Here is a 26433-nt window from a genome sequence, read left to right as displayed (position 1 = left end):
TGGTCTTCTGCGATAAGGCAGGATCGAAGGGTGGACCCCCAAGAGACTAGCGCCTTAGATGCGAACGCCGAACCAGCAAGCACCGGCTCCCCCCTGGATGCCGGTCCCCGGGCGACGACGAAGGCACCGGGAACGGCACCGGGAACGGCACCGGGGCGGACGAGGGCGCTGCTCCTGACGCTATTGCTGTTATTGCTCCTGGCCGCGGCGCTTTACTTCACGGTGCGGCCGGGACCGCCGTTTCCGCTGGCAGTCCTAGCCGGCACCCTCGCCTGCTGGCTGCTCCTGGCTGGGGCTGTTTGTGCATTGCGCCGCGCCCGTTCGGTGCGGATCAGCGTCGTCGTGATAGCCGGCGCGCTGCTCCTCGGGGTGGCAGCGATCAGTGCTCCGCCGTCCACCAGTAATGACTCGGCCCGCTACGCGTGGGACGGAATCGTGCAAAAGGCAGGCGTTTCCCCGTACGCCTATGTCCCGCTCGATGATGCGCTCACGGAGCTCCGCCCCCGATGGTTGTTTGTGCCCGGCAACGGCAACGCCAATGGCGGGACGCGCTGCTCCCCTGATCTGTTCGCTACCGCCCCGGTGGCCACCCATGGGGAGCCTTCCGGGCAGCCGCTGTGCACCCCGATCAACCGGCCGAACGTGCCAACGATTTATCCCCCAACGGCGGAACTGTATTTCCTCGCCGTCCGGCTGACCGTCCCGGACGGCATCGGCTATGCGGCATTCCAGCTCGCTGGGCTGCTGGTGAGCCTGGCGGTCACGGTGATGTTGCTGCTGGCACTTCCCCGTCTGGGGCTGCCGCGGTATTTAGCCGCCGCCTGGGCGTGGAGCCCGCTGGTGCTGATAGAAGGCGTGAACAATGCCCACGTCGACCTGCTCGGCGGCGCCCTGCTGCTGGCCGCCGGTCTGCTGTTGACGGCGGGAAGGGCAGGAAAACCGCTGCGTTCCGGTTTTGTGTTCGGTGCAGCCGTGGCCACCAAGCTCATTCCGGTGATCGCCGCGCCCGCCCTTCTCTTCCGCAGACCCGTCAGATTCATCTGTGCCGCGCTGGCCACGTTTGCCCTGCTCTACACCCCTTATCTGCTGACCGCCGGGTGGGGCGTCATTGGCTACCTCCCCGGCTACCTCAAAGAGGAGGGGTACAGCGATCAGGTCGGCATCCGCTTTGCCTTGGCCCAGTTCTTCTCCGGTGGCCCGTGGCCAATGGTGCTCAGTGCCGCAGCCCTGCTGCTGCTGGCGCTGACCGTGCTGCGCAGGACGACGGCGCACAACGTCTGGGAGCAGCAGACCATAATGATCGGATTGACCCTGCTGATCGTCAGCCCAAACTACCCCTGGTATGCGCTGCTGCTGCTGCCCGCCGTGGTGCTGAGCCGGTATTGGGAATACATCGGGGTCATGATCGCGCTCAATATCGTTTATCTGCTGCCCGGGGATCCGGTGTTCAGCGGGCCTGTCAACCGCGCCAGTCTTGCCGCCGCAGCCGTGGCCATCGCCATCGGGGCCTGGCGCCGTCGTCGGGCGTCCTATCTTGCCTGCGCCGGCGACGAACCGGGGACCGCACCCCAGATGGCAGGATAGACGCTATGAAACAACACGAGGGCGGCCGCCAGGTGCGGATCGGCATCATTACAGGCTCGGGCACGGAACGGCTGCCCGGAGCCCAGGTGCTTGCGACCATGACTCCCGACACCCCCTACGGCCCCACCTCAGGGCCGATCACCCTGGCGGAGGTAAGCGGGCGGACCGTCGCATTTCTGGCCCGCCACGGTGCCGGCCATTCCCTCCCACCGCAGCAGATCAACTACCGGGCAAATCTCTGGGCACTGAAAAGCCTCGGCGTGGAGGGCATCATTTCCTCCTCCGCCGTTGGCGGACTCCGGCCCGGTTACGCGCCGGAGACGTTTGTGCTTACCAACCAGCTGATCGACCGAAGCACCGGCCGGATCGACACCTATTTCGACGGCTCCCGGCCAACCGGGGTGCGCCACCTGCCGGCATCGGACCCGTTCTGCAGCACGCTGCGCCGGCATTTGCAGCAGGCGCTGACGGCACGCGGCCTGCCCTTCCAGGCGCAGGGTACGGTCGTTGTGATCAACGGACCCCGGTTTTCCACCCGGGCGGAATCCGCCTGGTATGTATCCGGCGGCGCCGACATCATCAGCATGACGCAGTATCCGGAGCCGGTGCTGGCCGCCGAACTGAATATGGGATTTGCCAACCTCGCCTACGTCACCGACTCGGACACCGGACACGATGGCTCGGCACCGGTGACCGCAGAGGCGGTCTTTGGCCGCCTCAAGGCCGCCCAGCCGCACATTCTTGCCGTCCTCGAAGCCGCTGTCAGCACCCTCGACGAAGGCTACCGCGCACCGCAGCTGATGGATCCCGAGGCTGTTCGGATCATCATGGACCAGCCCGTGCCGGGCCCTTCCGCCAACGCGGCGCTCGGCTTTGAACCCGCTCCGGCGGTAAGCCGATGAGGGTATTGGTCACCGGTGGGGCGGGATTCATCGGCACGGCTGTCGTCGAGGCAGCACTGTCGAAGGGCTGGGAAGTGCGGGTGCTCGACTCTCTGGACCCGCAGGTCCACCCACGGCCACCGCGTCTGGATTCCCGCGTCGAGCTGATCGTCGGAAACACCGCGGACCCCGCTGCGGTTCGTGGCGCGCTGGACGGGATTGACGCCGTCTGCCATCACAGTGCAAAAGTGGGCCTCGGCGTAAACTTCGCCGATGCACCGGACTACGTCTGGAACAATGACTTTGCCACGGCTGTCCTGCTGGCAGCCATGGAGCAGGCGGGCATCGGCAAACTGGTGCTGGCCTCATCGATGGTTGTGTACGGCGAGGGCGCCTACCGGGACCCCGGTACCGGGAAACCGGTCCACCCGGGTCCGCGGCGCGTGGCGGACCTGGAGGCGGGCATGTTTGATCCGCGAAACCCCGATACGGCCGAACCGCTGGTCCCCGCCCTGGTGACAGAGTCCTCCGCGTTGGATCCGCGCAATGTCTATGCCGCATCCAAGGTCAGCCAGGAGAATCTGGCATCGGCATGGGCGCGCGCCACCGGTGGGGAAGCGATAGCGCTGCGCTATCACAATGTCTACGGTCCGCTGATGCCCAAAAACACACCGTACGCCGGCGTGGCCTCAATCTTCCGGTCCGCCATTGCCCGGGGTGAGGCGCCGCTGGTCTATGAAGACGGGAATCAGCGGCGCAGCTTTATCCATGTCACAGACGTCGCCTCGGCCAATATCTGCGCTCTGGCAGCGCTGCACAGCGGCTACGGGCGCAGCTTCGGTGCCTACAATGTCGGTGCCGATGCGCCGCAGACCATCGGGGATGTGGCCCGCGCCCTGAGCACGTTCAGCGCCGCGCCGGCACCCGTGGTGACGGGGAAGTTCCGGCTCGGCGACGTCCGGCATATCACCGCCAGCTCGGAGCTGCTCAAGGAGGAGCTGCATTGGTGCCCGCTCGTCGGCTTTGATGAGGGGATGCGCGAGTTTGCCCTGGCGCCGCTGCGCGGCGACGAGGAATAGCCCCGGCCGGCACAACTCAGGCGCGGGAAAACTCCGCCGCGGCCCGGACCTGCTCCGGACTCGGACGGACGCCGGTGTACAGCACAAACTGCTCCTCGGCCTGAATCGCTATGACTTCGGCCCCGGCAATGACCCGCTTGCCGGCGCTGCGGGCGGCACAAATGAGCGGCGTTTCGGACGGCAGGGCGACGACGTCGAACACCACCCGCGCGGCGCTCACCGCGGCGTCGTCGAACGACTGCACGTTTTCCTCATTACCGGCCAGGCTCCCCCTCATGCCAAGAGGGGTCACGTTGATGATCAGATCCGCTGTCGCGCTTCCCACCTCCGGCTGCCAGCCGAACCCGTAAAGGTCAGCCAGCGCCCGGCCGGTTCTTTCATTGCGGGCCACGATGCTGACCGCGCTGAAACCCGCATCCCGCAGCGCCGCAGCCACCGCCTTCGCCATGCCGCCGGAGCCGCGCAGCAGCACGGAGTAATCTGCCTGCACGGCGTGGTCCCGGAGCAGGCGCGCAATGGCAAGGTAATCCGTGTTGTAGGCCGTCAGCACACCGTCGTCATTGACTATGGTGTTGACGGATGAAATGGCAGCCGCAGACGGGTCCATCCGGTCCACCAGCGCAATGACGTCCTCCTTGTACGGCATCGAGACCGCCGCACCGCGGATCGGCAAGCCCCTGATTCCTGCCACCGCCGCGACAATATCCGTCGGGGCGAAGGCCTTGTACACGAAATTCAGGCCCAGCTGCTCATAGAGATAATTGTGGAACCGGGTCCCGATGTTGCTGGGCCGCGCTGCCAGCGAAATGCACAGGGTCATGTCTTTATTGAGAATCGGCATCCTCCTATTCTGCCCTCTGCCGCGCGCGACATACGTCACTAAGCGTCGATCGCACGTCATTTCGGATCCCGGTTCGATTAGAATGGATTCCACCAATTCACCGATGTCAGGAACGCGTTTGAAGATCGATTTCGCCTCATCGGCACAGTCCACCCTGGGCGTGGAATGGGAACTGGCGCTGGTGGACTCTGGAACCGGCGAACTGGTTCCCGTCGCGGACAGGGTGCTTGCCGCCGTCGGCCGCGCCCACCCCGAGCTGCAGGCGGACGAGGAACATCCGCACATCAAACAAGAGCTCCTGCTGAACACCGTCGAGCTAGTCACCGGTGTCTGCCAGAGTGTTGCCGAAGCCAAGGCCGACCTGTCCCGGAACCTGAAAACCCTGCGCGAGGCGACCGATCCGATGGGCGTTGAGCTGCTCAGCTCCGGCTCGCACCCCTTCAGCCAGACCAGCCGGCAGGCGGTTACGGACAAGGAACGCTACGCCAAACTGATTGACCGCACCCAATGGTGGGGCAGCCAAATGGTCATTTACGGGGTGCACGTCCATGTTGGGCTCGATAGCGTGGACAAGGCCATGCCGGTGCTCGATGGTCTGGTGAATTACATTCCGCATTTCCAGGCGTTGTCCGCTTCCTCGCCCTTCTGGAACGGCGAGGATACCGGTTACGCCTCCCAGCGCGCGCTGATGTTCCAGCAGCTGCCCACAGCCGGGCTGCCGTTCCAGTTTTCCAGCTGGTCCCAGTACGAGGCCTATGTGCAGGACATGCTCACCACCGGCGTGATCGATCTGATCAATGAAATCCGCTGGGACATCCGCCCGGTGCCGGGACTTGGCACCATTGAAATGCGCGTTTGTGACGGCCTCTCCACGCTCGAGGAGGTGGGCGCCATTGCCGCGCTCACGCAATGCCTGGTGGATGACTTCTCCCGCACGCTCGATGACGGCGGCAGCATCCCGACGATGCCGCCGTGGCACGTGCAGGAAAACAAATGGCGGGCTGCCCGTTACGGTCTGGATGCCATCGTCATCCTGGACGCCGCCGGCAATGAACGCCTGGTCACCGAAGACACGCTGGAACTGCTGAACAAGCTGGAGCCGGTGGCCCGTCGCCTGCACTGCACCGATGAGCTGGCCGATGTGGAGAAGATCATCCGCCGGGGAGCCGGATACCAGCGGCAGCGGGCGGTAGCTAAGGCGCACGACGGCGATCTGCACGCCGTCGTGGATGATTTGATCCAGCGGATGCGAACAGGTCCGGCCGAAAGCTGAATCTGCCGCCGGCCACCGGGTCCGCGGGCAGTTACACGGATGTCAGAGACTGATGCTGCTCACCGGCATGGACGAATCCGGCACGAAGGCGATGCCGCTGGGCCGGACACCGCGCATTACCAGCTGCGCTCCAAGCGCGGCGACCATGGCGCCGTTATCCGTACACAGTGACAGCCGCGGCACCAGCAGGCGGATTCCGGCGGCCCTGGTGCGCTGTTGAGCAAGTTCACGCAACCGGGAGTTTGCTGCTACGCCGCCGCCGAGAAGCAGGGTGCTAATGCCGTTTTCCCGGCAGGCCAGTACCGCTTTGGCGGTAATAACATCCAGCACTGCTTCCTGGAAACCGGCGGCAATATCTGCCACGGGCGGCTGCTGGCCTTCGGCTTCGAAGCGCTCAACGCAGCGCGCCACGGCGGTCTTGAGGCCGGAAAAGGAGAAGTCGTACCGGTGGGGTCCCGGTTCGGCCGGCGTTCCCATGTATTTTGGCACGCTGAGCCCGCGGGGGAATTTGATCGCCAGTGCATTCCCGGTTCTGGCCAGAGCATCGATCGCGGGACCGCCGGGGTAGTTCAGACCCAGTAGCCGAGCCACCTTGTCGAAGGCCTCCCCCGCGGCGTCATCGATGGTGGATCCGAGCAGTTCAACGTCCTCGGCAATGCTCCCCACCCGCAAAATCTCCGTGTGACCGCCGGAGACCAGCAGCGCACCAATATTCTCGAACCGGCCCGGCCGGCCGCCGTCGTTCCCCACTACCAAGCCGCCGTCGTTCCCCGCCGTTAAGTCACCGGGCGAAACGGCGCCGAGCGACTCATCCAGCAGCGCCGCCCCCACATGGGCGACCAGGTGGTTAATGGCGTAGAGCGGCTTTCCGGTAGCAACGGCGAGCGCTTTTGCCGCGCACACGCCGACCATCAGGGCACCAGCCAGTCCGGGTCCGCTGGTTACGGCGATTGCGTCGATGTCCGCCAAGGTGACGTCCGCTTCCTTGAGCGCCGCCCGCAGGGTCGGGACCATGGCATCCAGATGGGCCCTGGAGGCGATTTCCGGGATAACCCCGCCGAAGCGGACGTGTTCTTCCATCGAGGATGAGACCGCATTGACCAGCAGCTGCGTTCCACGGACGATTCCGACGCCGGTTTCGTCGCAGGAGGATTCGATGCCCAGAATCAGGGGTTCGGTCCGGTTCATGCTGTTGCCTCATCGGTTGGCCTGAGCCGGAGCCGCATAATCAGGGCGTCCGTCCCATCGCGGTAGTAGCGTGCACGTACGTGGATCTGTTCGAAGCCAAAGCGCAGGTACAGCTGCTGGGCCCGCGGATTGTCTGCGCGCACCTCCAGCAGGACGTCGTCGGCGTCACGGTCGGCAGCCTCCGCCAGCAGGGCCTGCAGCAGCGCCGTGCCGATCCCCTGCCCCTCACAATCGGGCAGCACGGCAATCGTCTGCACATCCGCGATCGGCTGCACGCACATCAGCCCCGCGTAGCCGACAATCCGGTCGTCCTGCTCGGCTACGAGATAGCTGCGTGTTTGGGGCTGGGAGAGCTCCTGCACAAACATTTGCCGCGGCCAGTAGTCCGCCGGGAAAAGTACGGTCTCCAGCGCTGCGACGGTGTCGATGTCCGCCGGGGTCATCTGCCGCAGCCGGGCGCCGGTCACAGCGCACGCTTCCGCGGGCCAGGGACCTTGGCATCGGATTCGCGCAGATACAGCGGCGAGCTGGCCAGCAGACGGCCGCCGTCGACCAGGCCGACGGCGGCACTCAGTCCCAGCGACGCCGCCGTCGGTTGGGCGTCAGCAAAGGCATCCGGCACGGTGCAGCCGCGGGCCAGCAGATCCTCGCGGTACAGGCCTGCGCCGGCGCCGAACGCAGGCAGAGCAGGGAGTTCAGCGGCGGGCCCAACGTGCGGAACGGCCAGCAGCGTGCCGTCCTGGGAATACCTCGCCCAATATACTTCCTTGCGCCGGGCATCGGTGGCCACAAGAAAATCGCCGCCCGCGGGATTACGGTCCGGAGGGGGCGGCCCGGTCGTCGGATCCTGGTCCTGGTCCTGGGCCCGGTAACCGTTATGGCTCACGTCCCACGCGAGCGCATCAAGGCTCATCACGCCGTGCAACGGCACATTCCACACGAAACTGAGCATCCGGGCCGCCGCGATGCCGGAGCGCAGCCCGGTGAAAGGACCGGGCCCCACACCGACCACAATAGCGTCGAGGGCGGGTCCCTCGACCGCCGCGTCGCCGAACAAGGATTGGATGCCCGGCACCAGCACCTCAGCGTGACTGCGGGTGTCAACGGTCGCAAAACTGCCGACGACGGCGGCACTTGCCTTAACGCCGTCGCTGGCTGGCACCGTTCTAAGCAGCGCTGCGCTGGCGATGGCGGAGGTATCGATGGAGAGAATCAGCACTAATCCAACCTAGTCCATTGGCTCCGTCTGCAGGCCGGCTGTATTTGCCGTGCCCGGAAGCCCGGACAGATCCACGCCGTCCCAGCGTGGGCCAACTGCGGTAACGCGCAGCAGCCTGGCTTCATCCCCGTCGTCGGCGCCCAACCCGGCGCTGTCCAACCCAGAGGCGGCCGCTCCGACCGCACGTACCAGCTCCAGCTCCAGGCGGCTTTGGGCCAGATGCTCCACCAAACCGGCACCCCACTCCACCACCGTGACTGCGGAATCGAAGGTATTCTCCAGATCTATGTCGTCCACTTCACCGCCGGATCCCAGCCGGTAAGCGTCGACGTGGACCAGATCGGGCCCGCCGGGCCGGGGACCATCGGGCAGGTTCGGGTGGATCCGCACCAGCACGAACGTCGGCGAGATAATCCCGCTGCGGACGCCTAATCCCCGGCCCAGGCCCTGCGTAAAGGTTGTCTTACCGGCGCCAAGCTCACCGCTAAGGATGAGCAGATCCCCGGCCTGCAATATGCTGCCCAGCCGCTCCGCGATGGCCTGCGTTTCCTCCGCAGTGGCGGTCTGGAACTCCCAGCTGCTGCTCACGGCGCGTGCACGTCCGCAATGCTGACGAAGACTCGAGTCCGCTGGACCAACGGGCGCACAGTTGGGAGCTCCGGGGCCGCAGGCGTACCTCCTGCGCGCCGGAAGGCTCCAACTCTGCGCACGTTGATGCGCACCCTCAGATTCATTCCGCTGGCCCTTCGTTGACGTAGACCCGCGGCACGCGCGGACCTATCCGCGTCACGATTTCGTAATTAATCGTGCCCGCGGCGGCAGCCCACTGCTCCGCGGTGGGGCCGCCGTCGTCGCCCGTTCCGAACAGCTCCGCCTCCGCGCCCACCACCGGCGGTCCAGCCGCAACCGACGTGTCGGCACCGAGATCGACCACCATCTGGTCCATCGCGATCCGGCCGACCACCGGATAAGTGGTGCCATTGATCCGCACCGGGCCTCCGGTGGCTATCCGGGGAACACCATCGGCGTAGCCCAGCGGAATCAGGGCCAGCGTGCTGGGACGCGCGGTGACGTAGTTGAGTCCATAGGAGACGCCCTGACCGGCCGGCACATCCTTGCGGGACGCCACGAGCGCCTTGAGCGTCATCGCCGGCCGTAGACCGAGCTGGGCTGATGTCTGGTTTTCAAACGGGGAGAGCCCGTATATTCCCAGTCCGGCCCGGACCAGATCGAAGTGCGCATCCGGACGGGAAAGCATGGCGGGGGTATTTGCCACGTGCCTGACCTCGAGGTCGGCTCCGGCGTCCTCGGCGACGGCTACGGCCTCGCGGAACCGCCGCAGCTGCTCATCATTTTCTGCACGCTCGGGTTCATCGGCAACAGCAAAATGACTGAAGACGCCGACGACCCGCAATAGGCCCTGATCCTGGTATTGCATCGCCTCTGAGACCAATGCATCCCAAAGCGCCGCGGTGCTCCCATTCCGGCCCAGGCCGGTGTCGATCTTCAAATGGACCCGGGCCGGCCGCTGGCACTCACGTGCGGCAGCGACAATATATTCCAGTTCCCAGCCCGAGCATCCGATGTCGATTCCCGCCTCCAAAGCGGCGCGAAAATCGCTGGCCGGCGTATGCAGCCAAGCCAGGACCGGGGCGCCGATTCCGGCCTGCCGCAACGTGAGGGCCTCGGAAATGTGCGCCACGCCCAACCAATGCGCGCCCGCTTTCAAAGCTGCCTTCGCCACCGGAATCATGCCATGGCCGTAGGCATCGGCCTTCACCACCGCCATCAATTTCGCGGGCAAGATAACTGCGGACAGCCGGCGGACATTGTGCCGGATGGCGTCGAGATCAATCTCGGCCCGGCGTTCTGGAAACACATGCTGCTCGGATAAAGTCACCTGACCATTTTAGGCCTTATGATCCGGTAGAACTTTTACGCAGGCAGAACTCCGCGTGGAACATTGCAGCTTCGTAATGGGAGAATTCGTAAAGCACGGCCGTTTTGACTGTGCCGTGGAACGAAGGAGAGCAGTTGCATAACACCCGACGCGTCGCGATGCTCTCGCTGCACACTTCACCGCTGGAACAACCCGGCAGCGGCGATGCGGGCGGGATGAACGTCTATGTACGCCAGCTCGCGCTGGAGCTGGCTGCGGCCGGCGTCGAAGTTGAAATCTTCACCCGCCGCACCGCCAGCACGGAGCCCGAACAGACCCGGATGGCTGATGGCGTCCTGGTGCGGCATGTGCAGGCGGGCCCCGCAGGTCCGGTCGCCAAAGAGGAACTGCCCCGGCTCATTGCGGATCTGACTGCGGCCATTACAGCCGTCGATGCAACCGGGAACGGTTTTCGCACCGGGTACTTCGACGTGCTCCACTCGCATTACTGGGTTTCCGGCATGACGGGATTGGCGCTGGCACGGGAATGGAAGCTACCGCTGGTCCACACCATGCACACGATGGCCCGGGTGAAAAACCAGCACCTTCCGGACGGGCAAAGTGCGGAACCGAGCCGACGGGCGGAGGGCGAGCAGCAGATTGTCCGCCGGGCTGACCGGCTGATCGCCAATACCACTGCAGAGGCAGCCGAGCTCGAACGGCACTACAACGGCTGCCAAAGCCGTATCGATGTGGTGGCCCCGGGTGTGGACCTCAAGGTCTTCAAACCGGCGTTCCGGGACCGCTCGCGGCAACAATGCGGGATTGGTCGGGACGTCTTCCATGTACTTTTTGCCGGCAGACTGCAGCGGCTCAAGGGGCCACACGTGCTGATCAAGGCCGCAGGGGTGCTGCACCGGGCCCGCCCGGACATTCGCCTGCAGGTCACTGTGATTGGCTCCCACAGTGGATCGGACCGCTACGATCTTGGCCGGCTGGTCAGTTCCCAGGGGCTGGACGGCATCATCACGCTCCATCCGGCCGTCGCGGCGGAGGAACTGGCCCAGTGGTACCGTTCTGCGGACGTGGTGGCCATGCCGTCCTCCAGCGAGTCGTTCGGCCTGGTGGCCCTAGAGGCCCAGGCCTGCGGGACACCGGTCGTCGCCACCGACGTCGGCGGCCTGCCGCGCGCTGTCAGTGACGGCCGAACCGGGCTGCTGGTACCGGGCCGGGATCCCGGTCACTGGGCCGCCGCGCTGGAATCCCTCTACGATTTTCCGCTCACCCGGGAGGACCTGGGCCGGGCTGCCTCCGTGTTTGCGGAATCCTTCGGCTGGCAGCACACCGCCGAGCTGACGATTGCCAGCTACGACCGCGCGCTCGCCGCGGCCTTACGGATAGAAAACGGAAGTGCGCCCAACAGGTGGTGAATCACCGGTTCGGCCCATTGAGCGCACTTCAGATTCTGCGGTTCTGCTCTTTAGCGGCCCTGCTCGCTAGCGGTCCAGATCCCCGCGGATGAAGGCTTCCACCTTTTCGTGTGCAATGTCGTCCGCGAACTGCTCCGGCGGGGACTTCATGAAGTAGCTCGACGCGGAAAGGATCGGTCCGCCGATGCCACGGTCCAGGGCAATCTTCGCGGCGCGGATGGCGTCGATGATCACTCCGGCGGAGTTGGGCGAATCCCAGACCTCCAGCTTGTATTCCAGCGACACGGGCGCGTCACCGAAGTTCCGGCCTTCCAGCCGGACGAATGCCCATTTGCGGTCATCGAGCCAGGCAACGTAGTCGCTCGGACCAATGTGGACGTCATCGGCTGCCAGTACGGCAGAGGTGTTGGACGTCACGGCCTGCGTTTTGGAAATCTTCTTCGATTCCAGCCGCTCGCGCTCCAGCATGTTCTTGAAGTCCATATTGCCGCCCACATTGAGCTGGTAGGTCCGGTCCAGCACCACGCCGCGGTCCTCGAACAGTTTCGCCATCACACGGTGGGTGATGGTGGCACCGATCTGGCTCTTGATGTCGTCGCCGATGATGGGCACGCCGGCAGCAGTGAACTTATCCGCCCATTCCTTCGTTCCGGCAATGAAGACCGGCAGGGCATTGACAAACGCGACGCCGGCGTCAATGGCACACTGCGCGTAGTGTTTGGCCGCGGCATCGGAACCAACGGGCAGGTAGCAGACCAGCACATCGGCCTGCACTTCACGCAGAACCGCGACGACGTCAACGGCTTCCTCATCCGATTCAACGATCGTCTCGCGGTAGTACTTCCCAAGCCCGTCCAGGGTGGGTCCGCGCCGAACCGGCACGTCCAGGTTGGGCACATCGGAGAGCTTTATGGTGTTGTTTTCGCTCGCTCCGATGGCGTCGGAAAGGTCCAGCCCCACCTTCTTGGAATCGACATCGAAGGCGGCCACAAAGTGCACGTCATTGACGTGGTACTTGCCGAACTCCACATGCATTAGACCGGGCACCGCTGCGGCGGGGTCCGCGTGCCGATAATACTGCACGCCCTGCACCAGGGATGAGGCGCAGTTTCCCACTCCGACAATGGCTACCCGAATTGGATGAGAAGACACGGAACTCCTTATAAATTTGGTAATTCATTTTTCACAAATCGCATCTATTTCTGCGACAGACCTGATCCTGCTGGTCCCGCAGTTGTTTGCGGCACCATCGGGGCGGCGCCAGAAGACGCCGACCATTTTATTCCAACCTAGAACCGGCCACGGTTGTTCCCGGTCCGGGTCAGGAACCCGGTTGCAGGAACCCGGTTACGGGCTCCCGTTGGCCCTCTAGGGGTACTTAGCTCTGCGCCCACAAATTGATGTGGGACTCGACGGCGAACTCATCAATCGCAGTTAACTCATCCGTGCTGAATTGAAGGTTCTGCACCGCTGCCAGATTGTTTTCCAGCTGCTGGACGCTCGAGGCACCGATGAGTGCCGATGTCACCGGCGAGCCCTTGGGCTGATCCCGCAGCACCCAGGCGATCGCCAGTTGCGCCAGTGACTGGCCGCGTCCGGCAGCCAGCTCGTTCAGCCCGCGCACGCGTGCCATCTTGTCCTCGGTCAGTGACTTTTCCGACAGCGAACCATCCCGGGCTGCGCGGGAGTCGGCCGGTACCCCGTTGAGGTACCGGTCGGTAAGCATGCCCTGGGCCAACGGAGAGAAGGCAATGGAGCCGGCACCCACCTGGTCAAGCGCCTGGTACAAATTCGGCGATCCGTCTTCGGTCCAGCGGTTCAGCATCGAATAGGAGGGCTGGTGGATCAGCAGCGGCGTGCCAAGATCCTTCAGGATGGCGGCTGCCTGTACGGTCTGCTCGGCAGTGTAGGAGGAGATGCCCGCGTACAGGGCCCGCCCGGAGCGCACGGCGGTGTCCAGCGCGCCCATGGTCTCCTCCAGCGGCGTCTGCGGATCCGGCCGGTGGCTGTAGAAGATGTCCACATAATCCAGCCCCATCCGATTCAACGAGGCGTCCAGGCTGGAGAGCAGGTACTTCCGGGACCCCCACTCCCCATACGGACCGGGCCACATGTTGTAGCCGGCCTTGGTCGAGATGACCAGCTCGTCACGGTAGGCGCGGAACCCTTCTCTCAGGTGCCGGCCAAAGTTCGTTTCGGCGGAACCGGCCGGCGGTCCGTAGTTGTTCGCCAGATCGAAGTGCGTCACGCCCAGATCAAAGGCACGGCGCAGGATGGCGCGCTGTACTTCAAACGGTTTGTCATCCCCGAAGTTGTGCCACAATCCGAGCGATACCGCGGGCAACTGCAGCCCGCTCTTGCCCACCCGGCGGTATGGCATCGATTCATAACGGTCTTCGGCAGCAGAATAGGTCATCTCTTCATCATGCCACCAACGCGCCAAGTACCACCGCACTGCGGACCGGCAGCGATACTTTGGCGGCGCCGTCGGGCACCACACCTTCGCCGGTGCTGAACAATACGGTGGCACCGGCCGCGATGGGGACGGCCCGGGGCTCATCCCCGAGGTTTACCGCAACGCTGACGGCATCCCTGCCGGTGCCGCGGTGCATGACGAGCCAGCGTTCCGGCTCGCTGAACTCCACCCGCACGGAGCCAAAATCCGGCTCGGTCAAAGCCGGCAGGCTCCGGCGCAGCGAGATCAGTGTGCGGTACTGCTCCAATAAGCGGGCGTGGGCGGCGCCGTCCGGTCCATGCCCGCTAGTCTCGGACCAGTCGAGCTTGGAGCGGATAAACGTCTGCGGGTCCTGTGGATCGGGCACTAAGGCGGGGTCCCAGCCCATCCGCTCAAACTCCCGGATCCGGCCCTCCGCCGTCGCCTTACCCAATTCCGGCTCGGGGTGCGAGGTGAAGAACTGCCAGGGCGTGCCGGCGCCGTATTCCTCGCCCATGAACAGCATCGGGGTGAACGGAGAGCAAAGGTTCAGCACTGCCGCGACAGCCAGCAGATCAAAGCCGACGACGGCGCCAAGCCGGTCCCCGGTGGCACGATTGCCGATCTGGTCGTGGTTCTGGATGCACACGACCAGCTGCCAAAGCGCCGTGCCATGCGGGTCCAGCGGCCGGCCGTGCCGGCGCCCGCGGAAACTTGAGTAGCTGCCGTCGTGGAAGAAGCCATGAGTGAGGACCTTGGCCAGCGCGGCAACCGAGGCAAAATCCTCGTAGTAGCCGGCCGTTTCCCCGGTGACATTGACATGGACCGCATGATGGAAATCATCGCTCCACTGCCCGGTCAGTCCGTAGCCGTGGGCCGCACGCGGATAAATCAGGCGCGGGTCATTGAGGTCCGATTCAGCGATCAGCGTCAGCGGCCGGCCCAGGGCTACGGCGGCTGCCTCGGTCCGCACCGTCATTTCCTCCAGGATGTGCACCGCGCGGGTGTCCCGCAGCGCGTGCACCGCGTCCAGGCGCAGACCGTCCACATGATAATCCCGGAACCACATCATCATATTGTCCGTGATGTACCGACGCACCTCATCGGAGCCCGTGCCGTCCAGATTCACGGCGTCACCCCAGGTATTCGCCGACCCCTGCGTAAGATAGGGCCCGAACCGCGGCAGATAGTTTCCGCTTGGGCCCAAATGGTTGTACACCACATCCTGGACCACGCCCAGGCCGCGCCGGTGGCAGGCATCGACGAAGCGCTGGTAAGCCTCCGGGCCGCCGTATTCCTCCTGGACCGCATACCAGAGGACGCCGTCATAGCCCCAGTTGTGCGTGCCATTGAAAGCATTTACCGGCAGCAGCTCCACGAAGTCCACCCCCAGCTCCACCAGGTAATCCAGCTTGCCGATCGCAGCCTCCAGCGTTCCCTCCGGGGTGAAGGTGCCGATGTGCAGCTCATAGATCACCCCGCCGGCCAGCTGGCGGCCGGTCCAGGCGCCGTCACCCCATTGATAACTACTGGCATCGAAGGTCCGGGACTGCCCGTGCACGCCGTGCGGCTGGCGCCGCGAACGCGGATCCGGCAACGCGGTAGCCTCGCCATTGAGTAGATAGCCGTAGTCCACGTCAGCTCCACGAGGCGCATCCCCGGCGGTCCACCAGCCACCTGTGCCGCGGCTCATCGGCAGCTTTCTTCCGTCCGCCAGCAATGTCACAGAGTCGGCATCAGGGGCCCATAAATCAAAACGCGTCTCGGCAAGGTCCCGGTGAGTCATAGTGGCTGTCCTTACTTGTTTTTGGGTGGCGGTCCGAATCACTGGTGCGAATCAGTGGTGCGAACCAACAGGGCGACGGGAAAGTCCCGCAGCAGGTTCGGCACCGGAACTGCCGTGGCCGGATAGCTGCGTCCGGTCAGCAGGTCGGTGCACGGATATGGCAGGCCGACGACGGTTCCCCGCCAGCCGCCGTCGTCATCGAGTCTGCGCGACAATCGGGTGGCGACGGCAATCGCACCACCGGTATCAAAGGCCAGCAGGTGCTCGGCTGCCGGCCCATGCGCGGGCACCGGAGTGTAGCCGGTGAACAGCTCCGGCCGGTCCCGACGCAGCCGCAGCACCCTCGAGGTCACCAGCAGCTTCGCGGTCGCGGTATCCGTCCCGGCAGTGTGCACATCGATGGCAGCCGACTGATCCAGCGCAGCGAGCCGCCTCCGTCGTTGGGCAAAATCGACCGGGCGGCGGTTATCCGGATCGGTCAGCGAGAGCTCCTCGAGTTCACTGCCCTGGTAGACATCCGGGACACCCGGGATCATCAGCTGGAGCAGTTTTGCACCGACGGCGTTCGCATGGAAGTACGGCCGGATCCGAGCGACGAAATCACCGACCAGCTTGGAGATCTCCTCGTTGTCATAAACCGCATCGACCAGTGCAGCCAGCGATCGCTCGAACCCCTCGTCAGGGTCCGTCCAGGTCGTTGAGTTTCCCGCTTCCCTGGCGGCCTTCTGCGCATAAGCCTGCAGCCGGTCCCGGCTGATCGGCCATGCACCGATCACCGCCTGCCAAAGCAGGTTCTCCAGCGGACCGTCCGGCAGCGGGGCCAGCCCGCGCAACCGCGCCAGGAGCTCTTCCCAGGCAGATGGGATCTCGGAGAGAACCGAAATGCGTGCCCGCGCGTCTTCCCCGCGTTTCGTATCATGGGTGCTGAGCGTGTTCATAGTGGCCGGTTCACTCTCCTGCCGCGCTGCCATGAAGCTGTGGAACTCATCCGGGCTAACGGACCACACGGACGGATCGGCTCCAACCTCGGTCAGCGAGGTCAGCCGGGTGTAGCGATAGAACGCGCAGTCCTCAACCCCCTTGGCCATCACCATTCCGGATGTCTGCTGGAAGCGAACGGCCAACTCTCCCGTCCCGCGAAGCTGCGGCAGCACAATATCCAGGGCATGGGCAAGGGCCGGTCGGCGCTGCCGGCTCCGGATGGCCGCTGCCTGAAGGTGTTCCTCCCCCTCCGGCAGGTAGGTCCGGTAGACATCGAAGTTGCTGATTAATTCTGCGAGCGCATCCGCAATTTCCGCGGGGGACGCGGTTTTGGCAGTACCCGCAGGGTGCGCAGCATCCGCGGAAACCGCAGCATCTGCCCGGACCAGCCGGGCCAGCCGGCGGATCTCCGCATTCAGGATGCCGTCCGTCACGGCGCGCTTGGTTCCGTGGATCAACTCCGCATAGTCGCAGTCACTCCCCCGCAGACGGGCATCCAGCGCGGTGAGCGGACCCTCTCCGTCCGGGTCTACAAACAGTCTGTCCAGCTGCGCCAAGGCGTCGTATCCGGTGGTTCCCTCACATGGCAGCGACTCCGGCAGGGCCTCGCCGGGTTCCAGAATCTTCTCGATCAGCAGATACACCCCGCCGGTCGCCTCTTTGAGCCGCAGAAGGTAACCGCCCGGGTCAGCCAGCCCGTCGGGATGGTCCACCCGCAGACCATCCACCCAGCCCTGCTGGATGCAGTGCAGGATCTGTGCGTGGGATTCGTCGAAAACCCACGGAACCTCGACGCGAATACCCGCCAGTGTGTTCACGGCGAAGAACCGGCGGTAGTTCAAATCGTGATCCGCGCGCCGCCAGTCCACCAGCTCATAGTGCTGCCTCCCGTACACGGCCAGCGCCTGCGCCCCGGTCAGCACACTGTTGTCGTCGTCGCCCGTGTTGCCGTCGTCGCCGGAGTCGCCGGACTCTCTGCCGCCGTCGTTCTCCGGCTTCCAGTCTGCCGCGCGGCTGCCGGCTGCGAGCGGAAAGCGGTGCTCGTAGTAGTGCAGCTCGTCGCCATGCACCTCGATGGCGTCCACGTCCGATGCCGAGCCCAGCACGGGCAGCAGGATCCGATCTCCGCCTGCTGCCCAATCGACATCAAAGGCCTGGGCATAGCGGGATTCGCGTCCCTCTTTAAGCAGTGACCACCACCACGGGTTCGCTTCCGGGCTGGCGACGCCCATATGGTTCGGCACAATATCGAGCAGAATGCCCATGCCGGCCGCATGTGCCTTGTCCGCCAGGGCGGCCAACGCCGTTTCCCCTCCCCGTGCCGGGTCCAGTAGCGAAGGATCGACAACGTCGTACCCGTGGTCCGATCCTTCCTCCGCCTTAAGCAGCGGGGAAAGATAGAGCCAGCCCACGCCAAGACGTGCCAGGTAGTCCACCTGGTCCGCCGCGTCCCAGAGCGTAAATCCCGAACTGATCTGGAGCCTGTAAGTGGAAGCCGGTGTGTACATCTGCGGTTCCCTCCATTCTGGGTATGAGCTGCGCCGGATAGGACCCGCGCCGGGTGTTTTCTGAGCCGGATGAGCAGGTCAGCCTTCGGCCGCCACTTCGGCGGCGGTGCTGACCCGGTCTGCCAGCGAAGCGGCCACCGAGTGGTCAGGTCCCTCCTCCGGAGCCGAGTATGCCCGCAGCACCATCATCGTCTTGGCCGAGATCGTCAGCTTCGCGCCGCCGTCGAGCGTCACGGCGTCTTCGGCATGCTCTCCTGCCGTGTCAATGACCACCTCCCACTTCTCCGCGTAGTCGCCAACCGGCAGGGTCAGGTCCACCGGGTCAACATTGGCGTTGAAGTACAGCAGGAAATTCACATCCGTAATCTGCCGCCCACGGGTGTCAATGCCGCTGATGGCGTTCCCGTTGTAGAAAACGCCCACTGTACGGTCCAGCCCGGTGTCCCAGTCTTCCGGCTTCATCTCCCTGCCGTCCGCGTTCAGCCAAACGATGTCCGGGAGGGCCTCGCCTTCGCCCCGAAGGACCGGCCGGCCATCGAAGAAGCGGCTGCGCCGGAAGGTGGGATGGTCAGCACGGAGCCGGTTGACGGCCGCGGTGAACTCCACCAGCGGAGAATCCATGGAATCCCAGTGGATCCAGCTGAGCTCGGAGTCCTGGCAGTAGGTGTTGTTATTGCCCTGCTTGCTGCGGCCCATCTCATCTCCGTGCAGCAGCATCGGGACGCCCTGTGAGAGCAGCAGGGTGGCAATGAAGTTCCGCTGCTGGCGGGCGCGCAGTGCCAGCACCTCCGGATCCTCGGTGGGACCCTCCACTCCGCAGTTCCATGAGCGGTTGTGGGATTCGCCGTCGTTATTGTCCTCGCCGTTGGCCTCGTTGTGCTTTTCGTTATAGGAGACAAGGTCGGCGATGGTGAAGCCGTCGTGGGCGGTTACAAAGTTGATCGATGCCACCGGGCGGCGTCCGTCGTTTTCGTACAGATCGGCGGAGCCGGTCAGCCTGGAGGCAAACTCCCCCAGCGTGGCAGGTTCCCCGCGCCAGAAGTCGCGGACGGTGTCCCGGTACTTGCCGTTCCACTCCGTCCACTGCGGCGGGAAATTGCCCACCTGGTAGCCGCCGGGACCAATGTCCCACGGCTCGGCAATGAGTTTAACCTGCGAGACCACCGGATCCTGCTGGATGAGCTCGAAGAACGTGGACAGCTTATCCACGTCGTAGAATTCACGGGCCAGCGTTGATGCCAGATCGAACCGGAAGCCATCGACATGCATTTCGGTGACCCAGTACCGCAGCGAATCCATCAGCAGCTGCAGGGCGTGCGGGTTGCGCACATTGAGCGAATTGCCCGTGCCGGTGTAGTCCATGTAATGCTTTTCGTCGTTATCCATCAGACGGTAGTACGCGGCGTTGTCGATGCCGCGGAAGGACAGCGTGGGGCCCAGGTGGTTGCCCTCAGCGGTGTGGTTGTAGACCACGTCAAGGATCACCTCGATGCCGGCCAGGTGCAGCGCCCGCACCATGGCCTTGAAATCCTGCACCTGCTGGCCCAGATCACCGGTGGAGCCGTATTCATTGTGCGGGGCAAAGAAGCCAATGGTGTTGTAGCCCCAGTAGTTCTTCAGCCCCTGGTCCAGCAGCGTGCTGTCCTGCACGAACTGGTGAACGGGCATCAGCTCGATGGCCGTGATGCCAAGCTTCTGCAGGTGTTCAATCACCACGGGATGGGCGATCCCGGCATAGGTGCCGCGCTGCTCCTCGGGAATCTCCGGATGCAGCTGCGTCAGTCCCTTGACGTGTGCTTCATAAATAACCGAACGGTGGTAGGGCGTGCGCGGCGAGCGGTCGCCATCCCAGTCGAAGAAGGGATTTATCACGACGCCGAGCATCATGTGCGGGGCGGAATCCTCGTCATTGCGCGAATCCGGGTCCCCTAAATTATAGGAAAAGAGCGCCGGCTCCCAGTCGATTTGCCCCGACACGGCCTTGGCGTAGGGATCCAGCAGCAATTTGTTCGGGTTGCAGCGCTGGCCCTGCTCAGGGTTGTACGGGCCCGTAACCCGGTAGCCGTATTTCTGCCCCGGTTGGATCTGCGGCAGATAGCAGTGCCAGACGTAGCCGTCCACCTCGGTGACATCGACGCAGGTCTGCGTGCCGTCGTCGTCAAATAGACACAGTTGAATGGAGTCGGCAATATCGCTGAACAACGCGAAATTGGTGCCGTTGCCATCAAAGGTGGCTCCCAGCGGGTAGGCGTTTCCCGGCCAAACTTCCATCTGTACTCCCAAACGTCGGTCAAACTTGTGTTCTTGACTCTTTCATAGGCTAAGCAAACTTAGCGTATTCCACCCCTTAGATTACCGGTCCCGGTGCCTGCAGGTTGCGCCATACCTCGGGCACCGCCGTTGCCAGCGCCGTGGCGTGCAGCGGACCACCTGCTGCTGCCAGGACACCGGCGCGACCGTGCAGGCTGGCGCCGGCAGCGGCGATGGCAGCCCACCGGTCCTCAGCCGCGATACCGACGGAGCTAAAGCGGGCCGTCTGCGCAGCCAGTGCTGCCAGTAAGGCCCCGATGATTCCCGCCAAAGTGTCGCCGCTGCCGGCCGTGGCCAACCACGGTGTTCCTTCACTCTGGCTGAAAACGGTGCCGTGCGGCGATGCCACCAGCGTGGTGGCCCCCTTGAGCAGGACGGTCGCACCGGTGAGCTTCGCGGCTTCCACCGCGTAGCGCATCCCGTTCGCTTCGATCTGCGTTCGGCTCACGTCCCGGTCCAAACGCTGGAACAGCTGTGCCAGTTCTCCAGCGTGTGGAGTCAGAATGACATGCGGGATCATTCGTGCGGAGCTTCGTGCGGGAAATACCGTCAGAGCGCCCGCATCCGCCACCATGGGCAGTCCCGAATCGTAGGCATCCCTGCAGCGTTGCAGTTGTTGCTTCGCCTCGCTCCCGTCTGCATTGCCGATGCCCGGACCGACAAGCCAGGCCTGCACATGGTTCTCGTCCACGGATCCCTGGCTGCAGACTACCTCCGGACTCGATGTGTGAATCAATGCGCCCACGGACTCCGGCCCCAGGTAGCGGATCATTCCCACACCGCAGGCAAGAGCACCAGCGCAACTGAGTTGCGCCGCCCCGGGATATTGTCCGGAGCCCGCCACTACACCAAGCACACCACGCGTGTACTTCTGGTCATCCCTGCCGGGCGACGGCAGCAGCAACGCCAAATCTGTCGCGTCTAGCCGGCGCAACACCGGGTCCTCAAGGCCGTCACTGAGCCCAATGTCGATCACTTGCAGTCGGCCGGCGGCACCCTCCCCCGGCGGCACGAGCAGGCCCGTCTTGGCCGCACCGAAGGTAACAGTGAGCGCAGCGCGTAATACCGGTTCATGCAGCTCACCGGTGTTGGCGTCTACCCCGCTGGGCAGATCACAGGCCACAATAAGCGGTGCGCGGGATTTTACCAACGCGTCCGGTTTCCCAGCTGCCGCGTTCTGCTGCAGCGCACGCACGGCAGCGGCCCAGGGGGCCCGGAGACCGCCGTGCGCACCGGTACCAAGGATCGCGTCAATGAGCACGTCCGCCGCGGCCGCCTCCGCGAGCCAATCCTGTTCGGGGATAGCCGCATAAGTCCGGTTCCCGTCGCCATCAGTCAGGCCACTTCCGGTATCCGCGTCAGCTTTCGGCACCGCGTCCGCCTCCGGCGCCAAAGTACACGTTCGCCCGCCTGCCCGCCGGAACGCCTCCAGCGCCTGCTCATGGGTTCCCGCCGGACTCAGGACCGCCGTCGCCCGTACTCCGCGGCGCACCAAGGAGGCTGCGGCGTAGAGGGCATCACCGCCGTTGTTGCCGGGTCCGGCCAGCAGCACAATGCGCGCCCCGTACACCCGGCCCCGTTGCTCCGCCAGCAACCGTGCCACTTCGGTGGCCAAACCGTGCGCGGCCCGTTGCATCAAAACAGGACCCTGCCCGGCGCGCAGCAACGGTTCTTCAGATGCACGGATGCCGGTTCCGCTGAAGGCGCGCTGCATGCTAACCCTCGGCGATAACCATGGCGGTGGAAATACCGGCGTCATGGCTCATCGATAGGTGCCAGCGTTTGACGCCCTTCGCCGCAGCGACTGCCGCCACCGTGTCCTTGATCTGAATGGTGGGGCCCTGCTCATCGAGCCCGATCCAGCAGTCCTGCCAATTCATCCCGGCCGGAGCCCCCAGGACCTTGGCCACCGCTTCCTTGGCAGCAAATCGAGCGGCCAGCGAGCGGGTGTTAAGCGTCCGCTCCGCCGGCACAAACAACCGCTCGCGCAGCCCCGGTGTGCGCTCCAATTGGCGGCCGAACCGCTTCACATCCACAACGTCCACGCCTATCCCAATGATCATGCCCCCCAGCCTAACGGCCGAGGGGCCCCGAACGAGCGCAGCGAGTCCGGGGAGGACGTTGGGCGCTAACGGCCCAGGGGCCTACTCGACGGTGACGGACTTGGCCAAGTTGCGCGGCTGGTCCACATCAAAGCCCTTCGCCGTGGCCAGCTCGCAGGCAAACAGCTGCAATGGAACTGTGGTCAGCAGCGGCGCCAGCAGCGGAGGAATCTCCGGAATGTAGAAGACGTGCTCGGCGTAAGCCCTGACCGCTTCATCCCCGGCCTCCGCAATAACAATCGTCTTGGCTCCACGGGCCCGGATCTCCTGGATATTGGATACAACTTTGGCGTGCAGCGAATCCCGCCCGCGCGGAGACGGAACCACTACCACCACGGGCAGTCCTTCTTCGATCAGGGCAATCGGTCCGTGCTTGAGTTCTCCGGCAGCGAATCCCTCGGCGTGGATATAGGCCAGTTCCTTGAGCTTGAGTGCGCCCTCCATTGCTACCGGGAAACCCACATGCCGGCCCAGAAACAGCACCGTCTTAGTATCGGCCATGGAACGGGCCAGTTCTTTTATCTGTCCTGCATTGTCGAGAATCTCCTGGATCTTGGCCGGAGTCTTGGCCAGATCAGCAAGGATGTCCTTGATCTCACCTTGGAACTTGTTACCGCGCAGCTGTGCCAAATAAAGCCCCAGCAAATAGGCCGCGGTTATCTGGGCCAGGAATGCCTTGGTGGACGCCACCGCGATCTCCGGCCCGGCATGGGTGTATAGCACTGCGTCAGACTCCCGCGGGATGGTGGAGCCGTTTGTGTTGCAGATGGCGACGGTCATTGCCCCTTGCTCGCGGGCATAGCGGACCGCCATCAACGTATCCATGGTTTCGCCGGACTGCGAGATCGACACGATCAGCGTCTTGTCATCCACGATCGGGTCACGGTAACGGAATTCGTGGCTGAGCTCCACCTCGGTCGGAATGCGGCACCAGTGCTCGATCGCATATTTCGCCACTTGGCCGGCGTAAGCAGATGTCCCGCACGCCAGCACAATAATCTTATTGACCGTCTTGAGCAGTGTCGGATCAATCCGGATTTCATCCAGCGTCAACCGTCCGTGCTCGTCCGAGCGCCCGAGCAGCGTCTGCCCCACGGCGTCAGGCTGGTCGTGGATCTCTTTTTCCATAAAGGACGGGTAGCCATCCTTTTCGGCGGCCGCCGCATCCCAGTCAACATGGTATTCCTTGCCCACAGCCGGCGCGCCGTAGAAATCGGTGATATCAACTGTTTCAGACGTGATGGTGACGATTTGGTCCTGCCCCAGCTCAACGGCACGACGAGTGTAATCAATGAACCCGGACACGTCGGATCCGAGGAAGTTCTCGCCGTCCCCGAGTCCGACGACGAGGGGAGAGTTACGCCGTGCGGCGACGACGGAGTCCGGCTGATCTGCGTGTACAGCCAAGAGGGTGAAGGCCCCTTCCAGCCGCTGGCAGGTGCGCTGCATGGCCACAGACAGCGCGTCCGAGGCGGCGCCTCCGGCGGCGAGAACGTCCCGATAAGTGTCGGCGAGGAGAACGGCTGCTACTTCGGTGTCCGTCTCCGAGATGAAGAGATGGCCCTTATGCAGCAAATCGGCCTTTAGCTCGGCAAAGTTCTCGATAATGCCGTTATGGATCAACGCAAGCCTGCCGCCGTCGGCGAGGTGTGGGTGGGCGTTCTGGTCCGTAGGGCCACCATGCGTGGCCCAGCGCGTGTGGCCGATACCGGTAACGGCAGCCGGGAGCGGGCTATCCTCCAGAACGGCTAATAGATTCGCCAATTTCCCGGACTTCTTCCGCGATGCGATCCGCCCCTCAGCAACCACGGCGATACCGGCCGAATCATAACCGCGGTATTCCAGCCGGCGCAGTCCCTCCAGAATCACTTTCAGAGCATCGTTGCGCGTCGCACTTGCCCCATCGATAAAACCTGATCGGCCTGCATATCCTACAATTCCACACATGTCCTCAAGCCTAACTGCACCTTCGGAGAAGGGACGTAGGATGTTATGCGTCCGGGTCCTATTTCCGCATTGACGCTCACACAAGGCAGAATCTCTTAGGTGACTTTGCAACGGAACGAGTCCAGCGGCAACGATGGCGTCTCCCCCTTCGTCGAACTCGACCGCCAAACATGGTCGCGGCTCTCCAACGAGATTGAACAGCCGCTCAATGAGGCGGACGTTCAGCGGCTGCGCGGGCTCGGTGATCAGTTGAATATGAAAGAGATCCGCGAGGTCTACCTCCCGCTCTCCCGCCTGCTCAACTTATATGTGGCCGCTGCGGGACAACTGCACGCCGCGACAACTACTTTCCTGGGCGAAAAAGTCCGTCGCACCCCTTTCGTCATAGGCGTCGCCGGTTCTGTTGCCGTCGGCAAATCCACCACGGCCCGCGTGCTGCGCGAGATGCTCCGCCGCTGGCCGGACACTCCTGACGTGGAGTTGGTCACCACCGACGGGTTCCTTCATCCGAACGCCGAGCTGGAACGTCGTGGACTCATGCAGCGCAAGGGCTTTCCGGAGTCCTACGACCAGCGGGCTCTGCTGCGCTTCGTCAGCGAGGTCAAGAGCGGCGCCGAGGAAGTGCGCGCCCCTTGGTACTCCCATCTGACCTACGACATCGTGCCGGGCAAGGAGGTCGTGGTGCGCCGCCCCGATGTGCTGATCGTCGAAGGGTTGAATGTCCTGGCGCCGGCGCGTCCGCGGTTGGACGGCCGGTCGGGCCTTGCGGTCAGCGACTTCTTCGACTTTTCCATTTTCGTGGACGCCAAAACCCCGTACATCGAGCAATGGTATGTGGATCGCTTCAGGTCCCTCCGGTCCTCCGCCTTTGCGGACCCCGCGTCTTATTTCCGCCGTTATGCCGATCTCTCCGATGCCGAGGCCGTAACGACTGCGGTGGATATCTGGAAGCGGATTAATGAGCCCAATCTCACGCAGAACGTCCTGCCGACCCGCGGCCGCGCGCAATTAGTACTCACCAAAGATGCTGATCATTCGATCCGCCGAATGCTGCTGCGGAAGACCTAGGCCATGCCCTCGCTGCCCGGCCGCCGCACGGTGGCAAAGTACCTCGTCGGCGGTGCCGCTGTGGCCATCTTCGCGGCCTGCACTGCCCCCGCTAAGCCCACACCGTCCAACACGGCCGGATCCGGATCGTCGCCGCGCCCGGTGGCGGGGGTGCAAGGGACGACGGCGGCAGGTCCGGCCGCCGACAGTGCTCCACTCGACGCCACTTCCGACGTTGGTGCCGCCGTCGCACCTGTTTCTCCGGCCGAACCGTGGGCTCCTCCCGGCCCTGGCCCCGTTCCGTCTCCGGGTTCCCCCGTCCATGCCCTGAAGACAAAGTATTCGTTATCCGATCCGAACAGCCCTTGGGTATTGGTCAATAAACACCTCCCGCTGCATCCCCTGTCATACGAGCCACCGGACCTTGTACGTCCAGCTCTGCCTCCCGGCGGCGGCGGAGAGTCGGCTCTGCTCAGGACCGAGGCCGCAGCGGCCGCAGCACGCATGTTCGAGGCCGCCGGGGCGGCAGGAGCTGCCATGACGCTGCTGAGCAGTTACCGCTCCTATGACACGCAAGTGGGGTTGTACGGCGGATACGCTGCGCAGACCGGCCGTGCTGACGCGGATACCAAATCCGCCAGGGCCGGATATTCGGAGCATCAAACAGGCCTCGCCCTGGACATCGGTGACGCCAGCGGATTCTGCAGCCTCAATTCATGCTTTGCCGCTACCCCGGCAGCAGTATGGGCTGCGGCTAACTGCCACCTATTCGGCTTCATCGTTCGATACCAGTTGGGGCACGACGGCGTCACCGGCTTTTATGCCGAGCCCTGGCATCTGCGGTACTTGGGCGTGGAATTGGCCACCGCCATTGTGGCGCAGGGGTTCAGCAGTTATGAAGAATTTCTCGGTGTAGAAGCCGCGGCGGACTATCTGTAATGCCA

General features: G+C 64.1%; 21 protein-coding genes. 7 read left to right on the top strand and 14 right to left on the bottom strand.

Annotated elements, in window-relative coordinates; genetic code table 11:
• The first annotated feature begins 30 nt into the window (after positions 1–30).
• From IV500_RS11715 to IV500_RS11705, 3 genes are read left to right on the top strand one after another with little or no spacing between them, the layout of a single operon-like run.
• The gene (locus IV500_RS11715; protein WP_196396988.1) at positions 31–1584 is read left to right on the top strand and encodes a glycosyltransferase family 87 protein; all 1554 of its coding nucleotides are present in this window, start codon (positions 31–33) and stop codon (positions 1582–1584) included.
• 5 nt (positions 1585–1589) lie between these two features.
• Complete coding sequence (locus tag IV500_RS11710) at positions 1590–2486, top strand: MTAP family purine nucleoside phosphorylase (RefSeq protein WP_196396987.1); 897 nt, start codon at positions 1590–1592, stop codon at positions 2484–2486.
• A complete protein-coding gene (locus IV500_RS11705) occupies positions 2483–3544 on the top strand; it encodes an NAD-dependent epimerase/dehydratase family protein (RefSeq protein ID WP_196396986.1) in 1062 nt (353 codons plus the stop codon). Before IV500_RS11710 ends, IV500_RS11705 begins: the two co-directional genes overlap by 4 nt.
• Before the next feature lie 16 nt (positions 3545–3560).
• On the opposite strand, the gene IV500_RS11700 is transcribed toward IV500_RS11705, so the two are convergent.
• Positions 3561–4385, bottom strand: coding sequence for a shikimate 5-dehydrogenase (locus IV500_RS11700; protein WP_196396985.1), 825 nt, complete (start codon positions 4383–4385; stop codon positions 3561–3563).
• A gap of 118 nt (positions 4386–4503) precedes the next feature.
• Here IV500_RS11700 and IV500_RS11695 point away from each other — a divergent pair, with 118 nt between their 5' ends.
• Complete coding sequence (locus IV500_RS11695; protein ID WP_196397012.1) at positions 4504–5658, top strand: glutamate--cysteine ligase; 1155 nt, start codon at positions 4504–4506, stop codon at positions 5656–5658.
• Positions 5659–5700: 42 nt separating this feature from the next.
• Here the strand turns inward: IV500_RS11695 and tsaD are convergent, their stop codons facing one another.
• The 5 genes from tsaD to alr form a co-directional block, all read right to left on the bottom strand.
• A complete protein-coding gene (tsaD, locus tag IV500_RS11690; RefSeq protein ID WP_196396984.1) occupies positions 5701–6846 on the bottom strand; it encodes a tRNA (adenosine(37)-N6)-threonylcarbamoyltransferase complex transferase subunit TsaD in 1146 nt (381 codons plus the stop codon).
• Positions 6843–7289, bottom strand: coding sequence for a ribosomal protein S18-alanine N-acetyltransferase (gene rimI / locus IV500_RS11685; RefSeq protein WP_196397011.1), 447 nt, complete (start codon positions 7287–7289; stop codon positions 6843–6845). The genes tsaD and rimI overlap by 4 nt, the downstream gene beginning before the upstream one ends.
• Positions 7290–7309: 20 nt before the next feature.
• Entirely contained in the window at positions 7310–8065 is a 756-nt protein-coding gene (gene tsaB / locus IV500_RS11680; RefSeq protein ID WP_196396983.1) for a tRNA (adenosine(37)-N6)-threonylcarbamoyltransferase complex dimerization subunit type 1 TsaB, read from the bottom strand.
• Between the two features lie 9 nt (positions 8066–8074).
• Positions 8075–8653 carry a tRNA (adenosine(37)-N6)-threonylcarbamoyltransferase complex ATPase subunit type 1 TsaE gene (tsaE, locus tag IV500_RS11675; protein ID WP_196396982.1) on the bottom strand — a complete coding sequence of 193 codons (579 nt, stop codon included), beginning with the start codon at positions 8651–8653 and terminating at the stop codon, positions 8075–8077.
• Positions 8654–8795: 142 nt separating this feature from the next.
• A complete protein-coding gene (alr, locus tag IV500_RS11670) occupies positions 8796–9965 on the bottom strand; it encodes an alanine racemase (RefSeq protein WP_196396981.1) in 1170 nt (389 codons plus the stop codon).
• A gap of 158 nt (positions 9966–10123) precedes the next feature.
• Between alr and mshA the strand changes: the two genes are divergently transcribed.
• Positions 10124–11374, top strand: a complete 1251-nt coding sequence (mshA, locus tag IV500_RS11665) for a D-inositol-3-phosphate glycosyltransferase (protein ID WP_376770207.1) — start codon at positions 10124–10126, stop codon at positions 11372–11374.
• 66 nt (positions 11375–11440) lie between these two features.
• Here mshA and IV500_RS11660 read toward each other — a convergent pair whose 3' ends face one another.
• From IV500_RS11660 to glmS, 8 genes are all read right to left on the bottom strand, one after another.
• Positions 11441–12526: an inositol-3-phosphate synthase gene (locus IV500_RS11660; protein WP_196396979.1), complete on the bottom strand. Its 1086-nt coding sequence runs from the start codon at positions 12524–12526 to the stop codon at positions 11441–11443.
• Positions 12527–12752: 226 nt separating this feature from the next.
• On the bottom strand, positions 12753–13790 hold the full coding sequence (gene mgrA / locus IV500_RS11655; RefSeq protein ID WP_196396978.1) for an L-glyceraldehyde 3-phosphate reductase: 1038 nt from the start codon (positions 13788–13790) through the stop codon (positions 12753–12755).
• A gap of 7 nt (positions 13791–13797) precedes the next feature.
• On the bottom strand, positions 13798–15594 hold the full coding sequence (treZ, locus tag IV500_RS11650) for a malto-oligosyltrehalose trehalohydrolase (RefSeq protein ID WP_196396977.1): 1797 nt from the start codon (positions 15592–15594) through the stop codon (positions 13798–13800).
• A gap of 38 nt (positions 15595–15632) precedes the next feature.
• A complete protein-coding gene (gene treY / locus IV500_RS11645) occupies positions 15633–18083 on the bottom strand; it encodes a malto-oligosyltrehalose synthase (RefSeq protein WP_196396976.1) in 2451 nt (816 codons plus the stop codon).
• A gap of 78 nt (positions 18084–18161) precedes the next feature.
• Positions 18162–20354 (bottom strand): glycogen debranching protein GlgX, encoded by a 2193-nt coding sequence (glgX, locus tag IV500_RS11640; protein ID WP_196396975.1) that lies wholly within the window; start codon positions 20352–20354, stop codon positions 18162–18164.
• Positions 20355–20430: 76 nt separating this feature from the next.
• Positions 20431–22107, bottom strand: a complete 1677-nt coding sequence (locus IV500_RS11635) for an NAD(P)H-hydrate dehydratase (RefSeq protein ID WP_196396974.1) — start codon at positions 22105–22107, stop codon at positions 20431–20433.
• A gap of 1 nt (position 22108) precedes the next feature.
• A complete protein-coding gene (locus IV500_RS11630) occupies positions 22109–22456 on the bottom strand; it encodes a holo-ACP synthase (RefSeq protein ID WP_196396973.1) in 348 nt (115 codons plus the stop codon).
• 81 nt (positions 22457–22537) lie between these two features.
• A complete protein-coding gene (glmS, locus tag IV500_RS11625) occupies positions 22538–24442 on the bottom strand; it encodes a glutamine--fructose-6-phosphate transaminase (isomerizing) (RefSeq protein WP_196396972.1) in 1905 nt (634 codons plus the stop codon).
• Between the two features lie 99 nt (positions 24443–24541).
• On the opposite strand from glmS, the gene coaA reads away from it, so the two are divergent.
• Positions 24542–25510, top strand: coding sequence for a type I pantothenate kinase (gene coaA, locus IV500_RS11620; RefSeq protein ID WP_196396971.1), 969 nt, complete (start codon positions 24542–24544; stop codon positions 25508–25510).
• 3 nt (positions 25511–25513) lie between these two features.
• The gene (locus IV500_RS11615) at positions 25514–26428 is read left to right on the top strand and encodes a M15 family metallopeptidase (protein ID WP_196396970.1); all 915 of its coding nucleotides are present in this window, start codon (positions 25514–25516) and stop codon (positions 26426–26428) included.
• The last annotated feature ends 5 nt before the right edge of the window (positions 26429–26433 follow it).

The organism is Arthrobacter terrae (assembly GCF_015708085.1).
GTDB classification, from domain to species: Bacteria; Actinomycetota; Actinomycetes; order Actinomycetales; family Micrococcaceae; genus Arthrobacter_M; species Arthrobacter_M terrae.
This window is presented reverse-complemented; position numbering and strand designations above follow the sequence as displayed.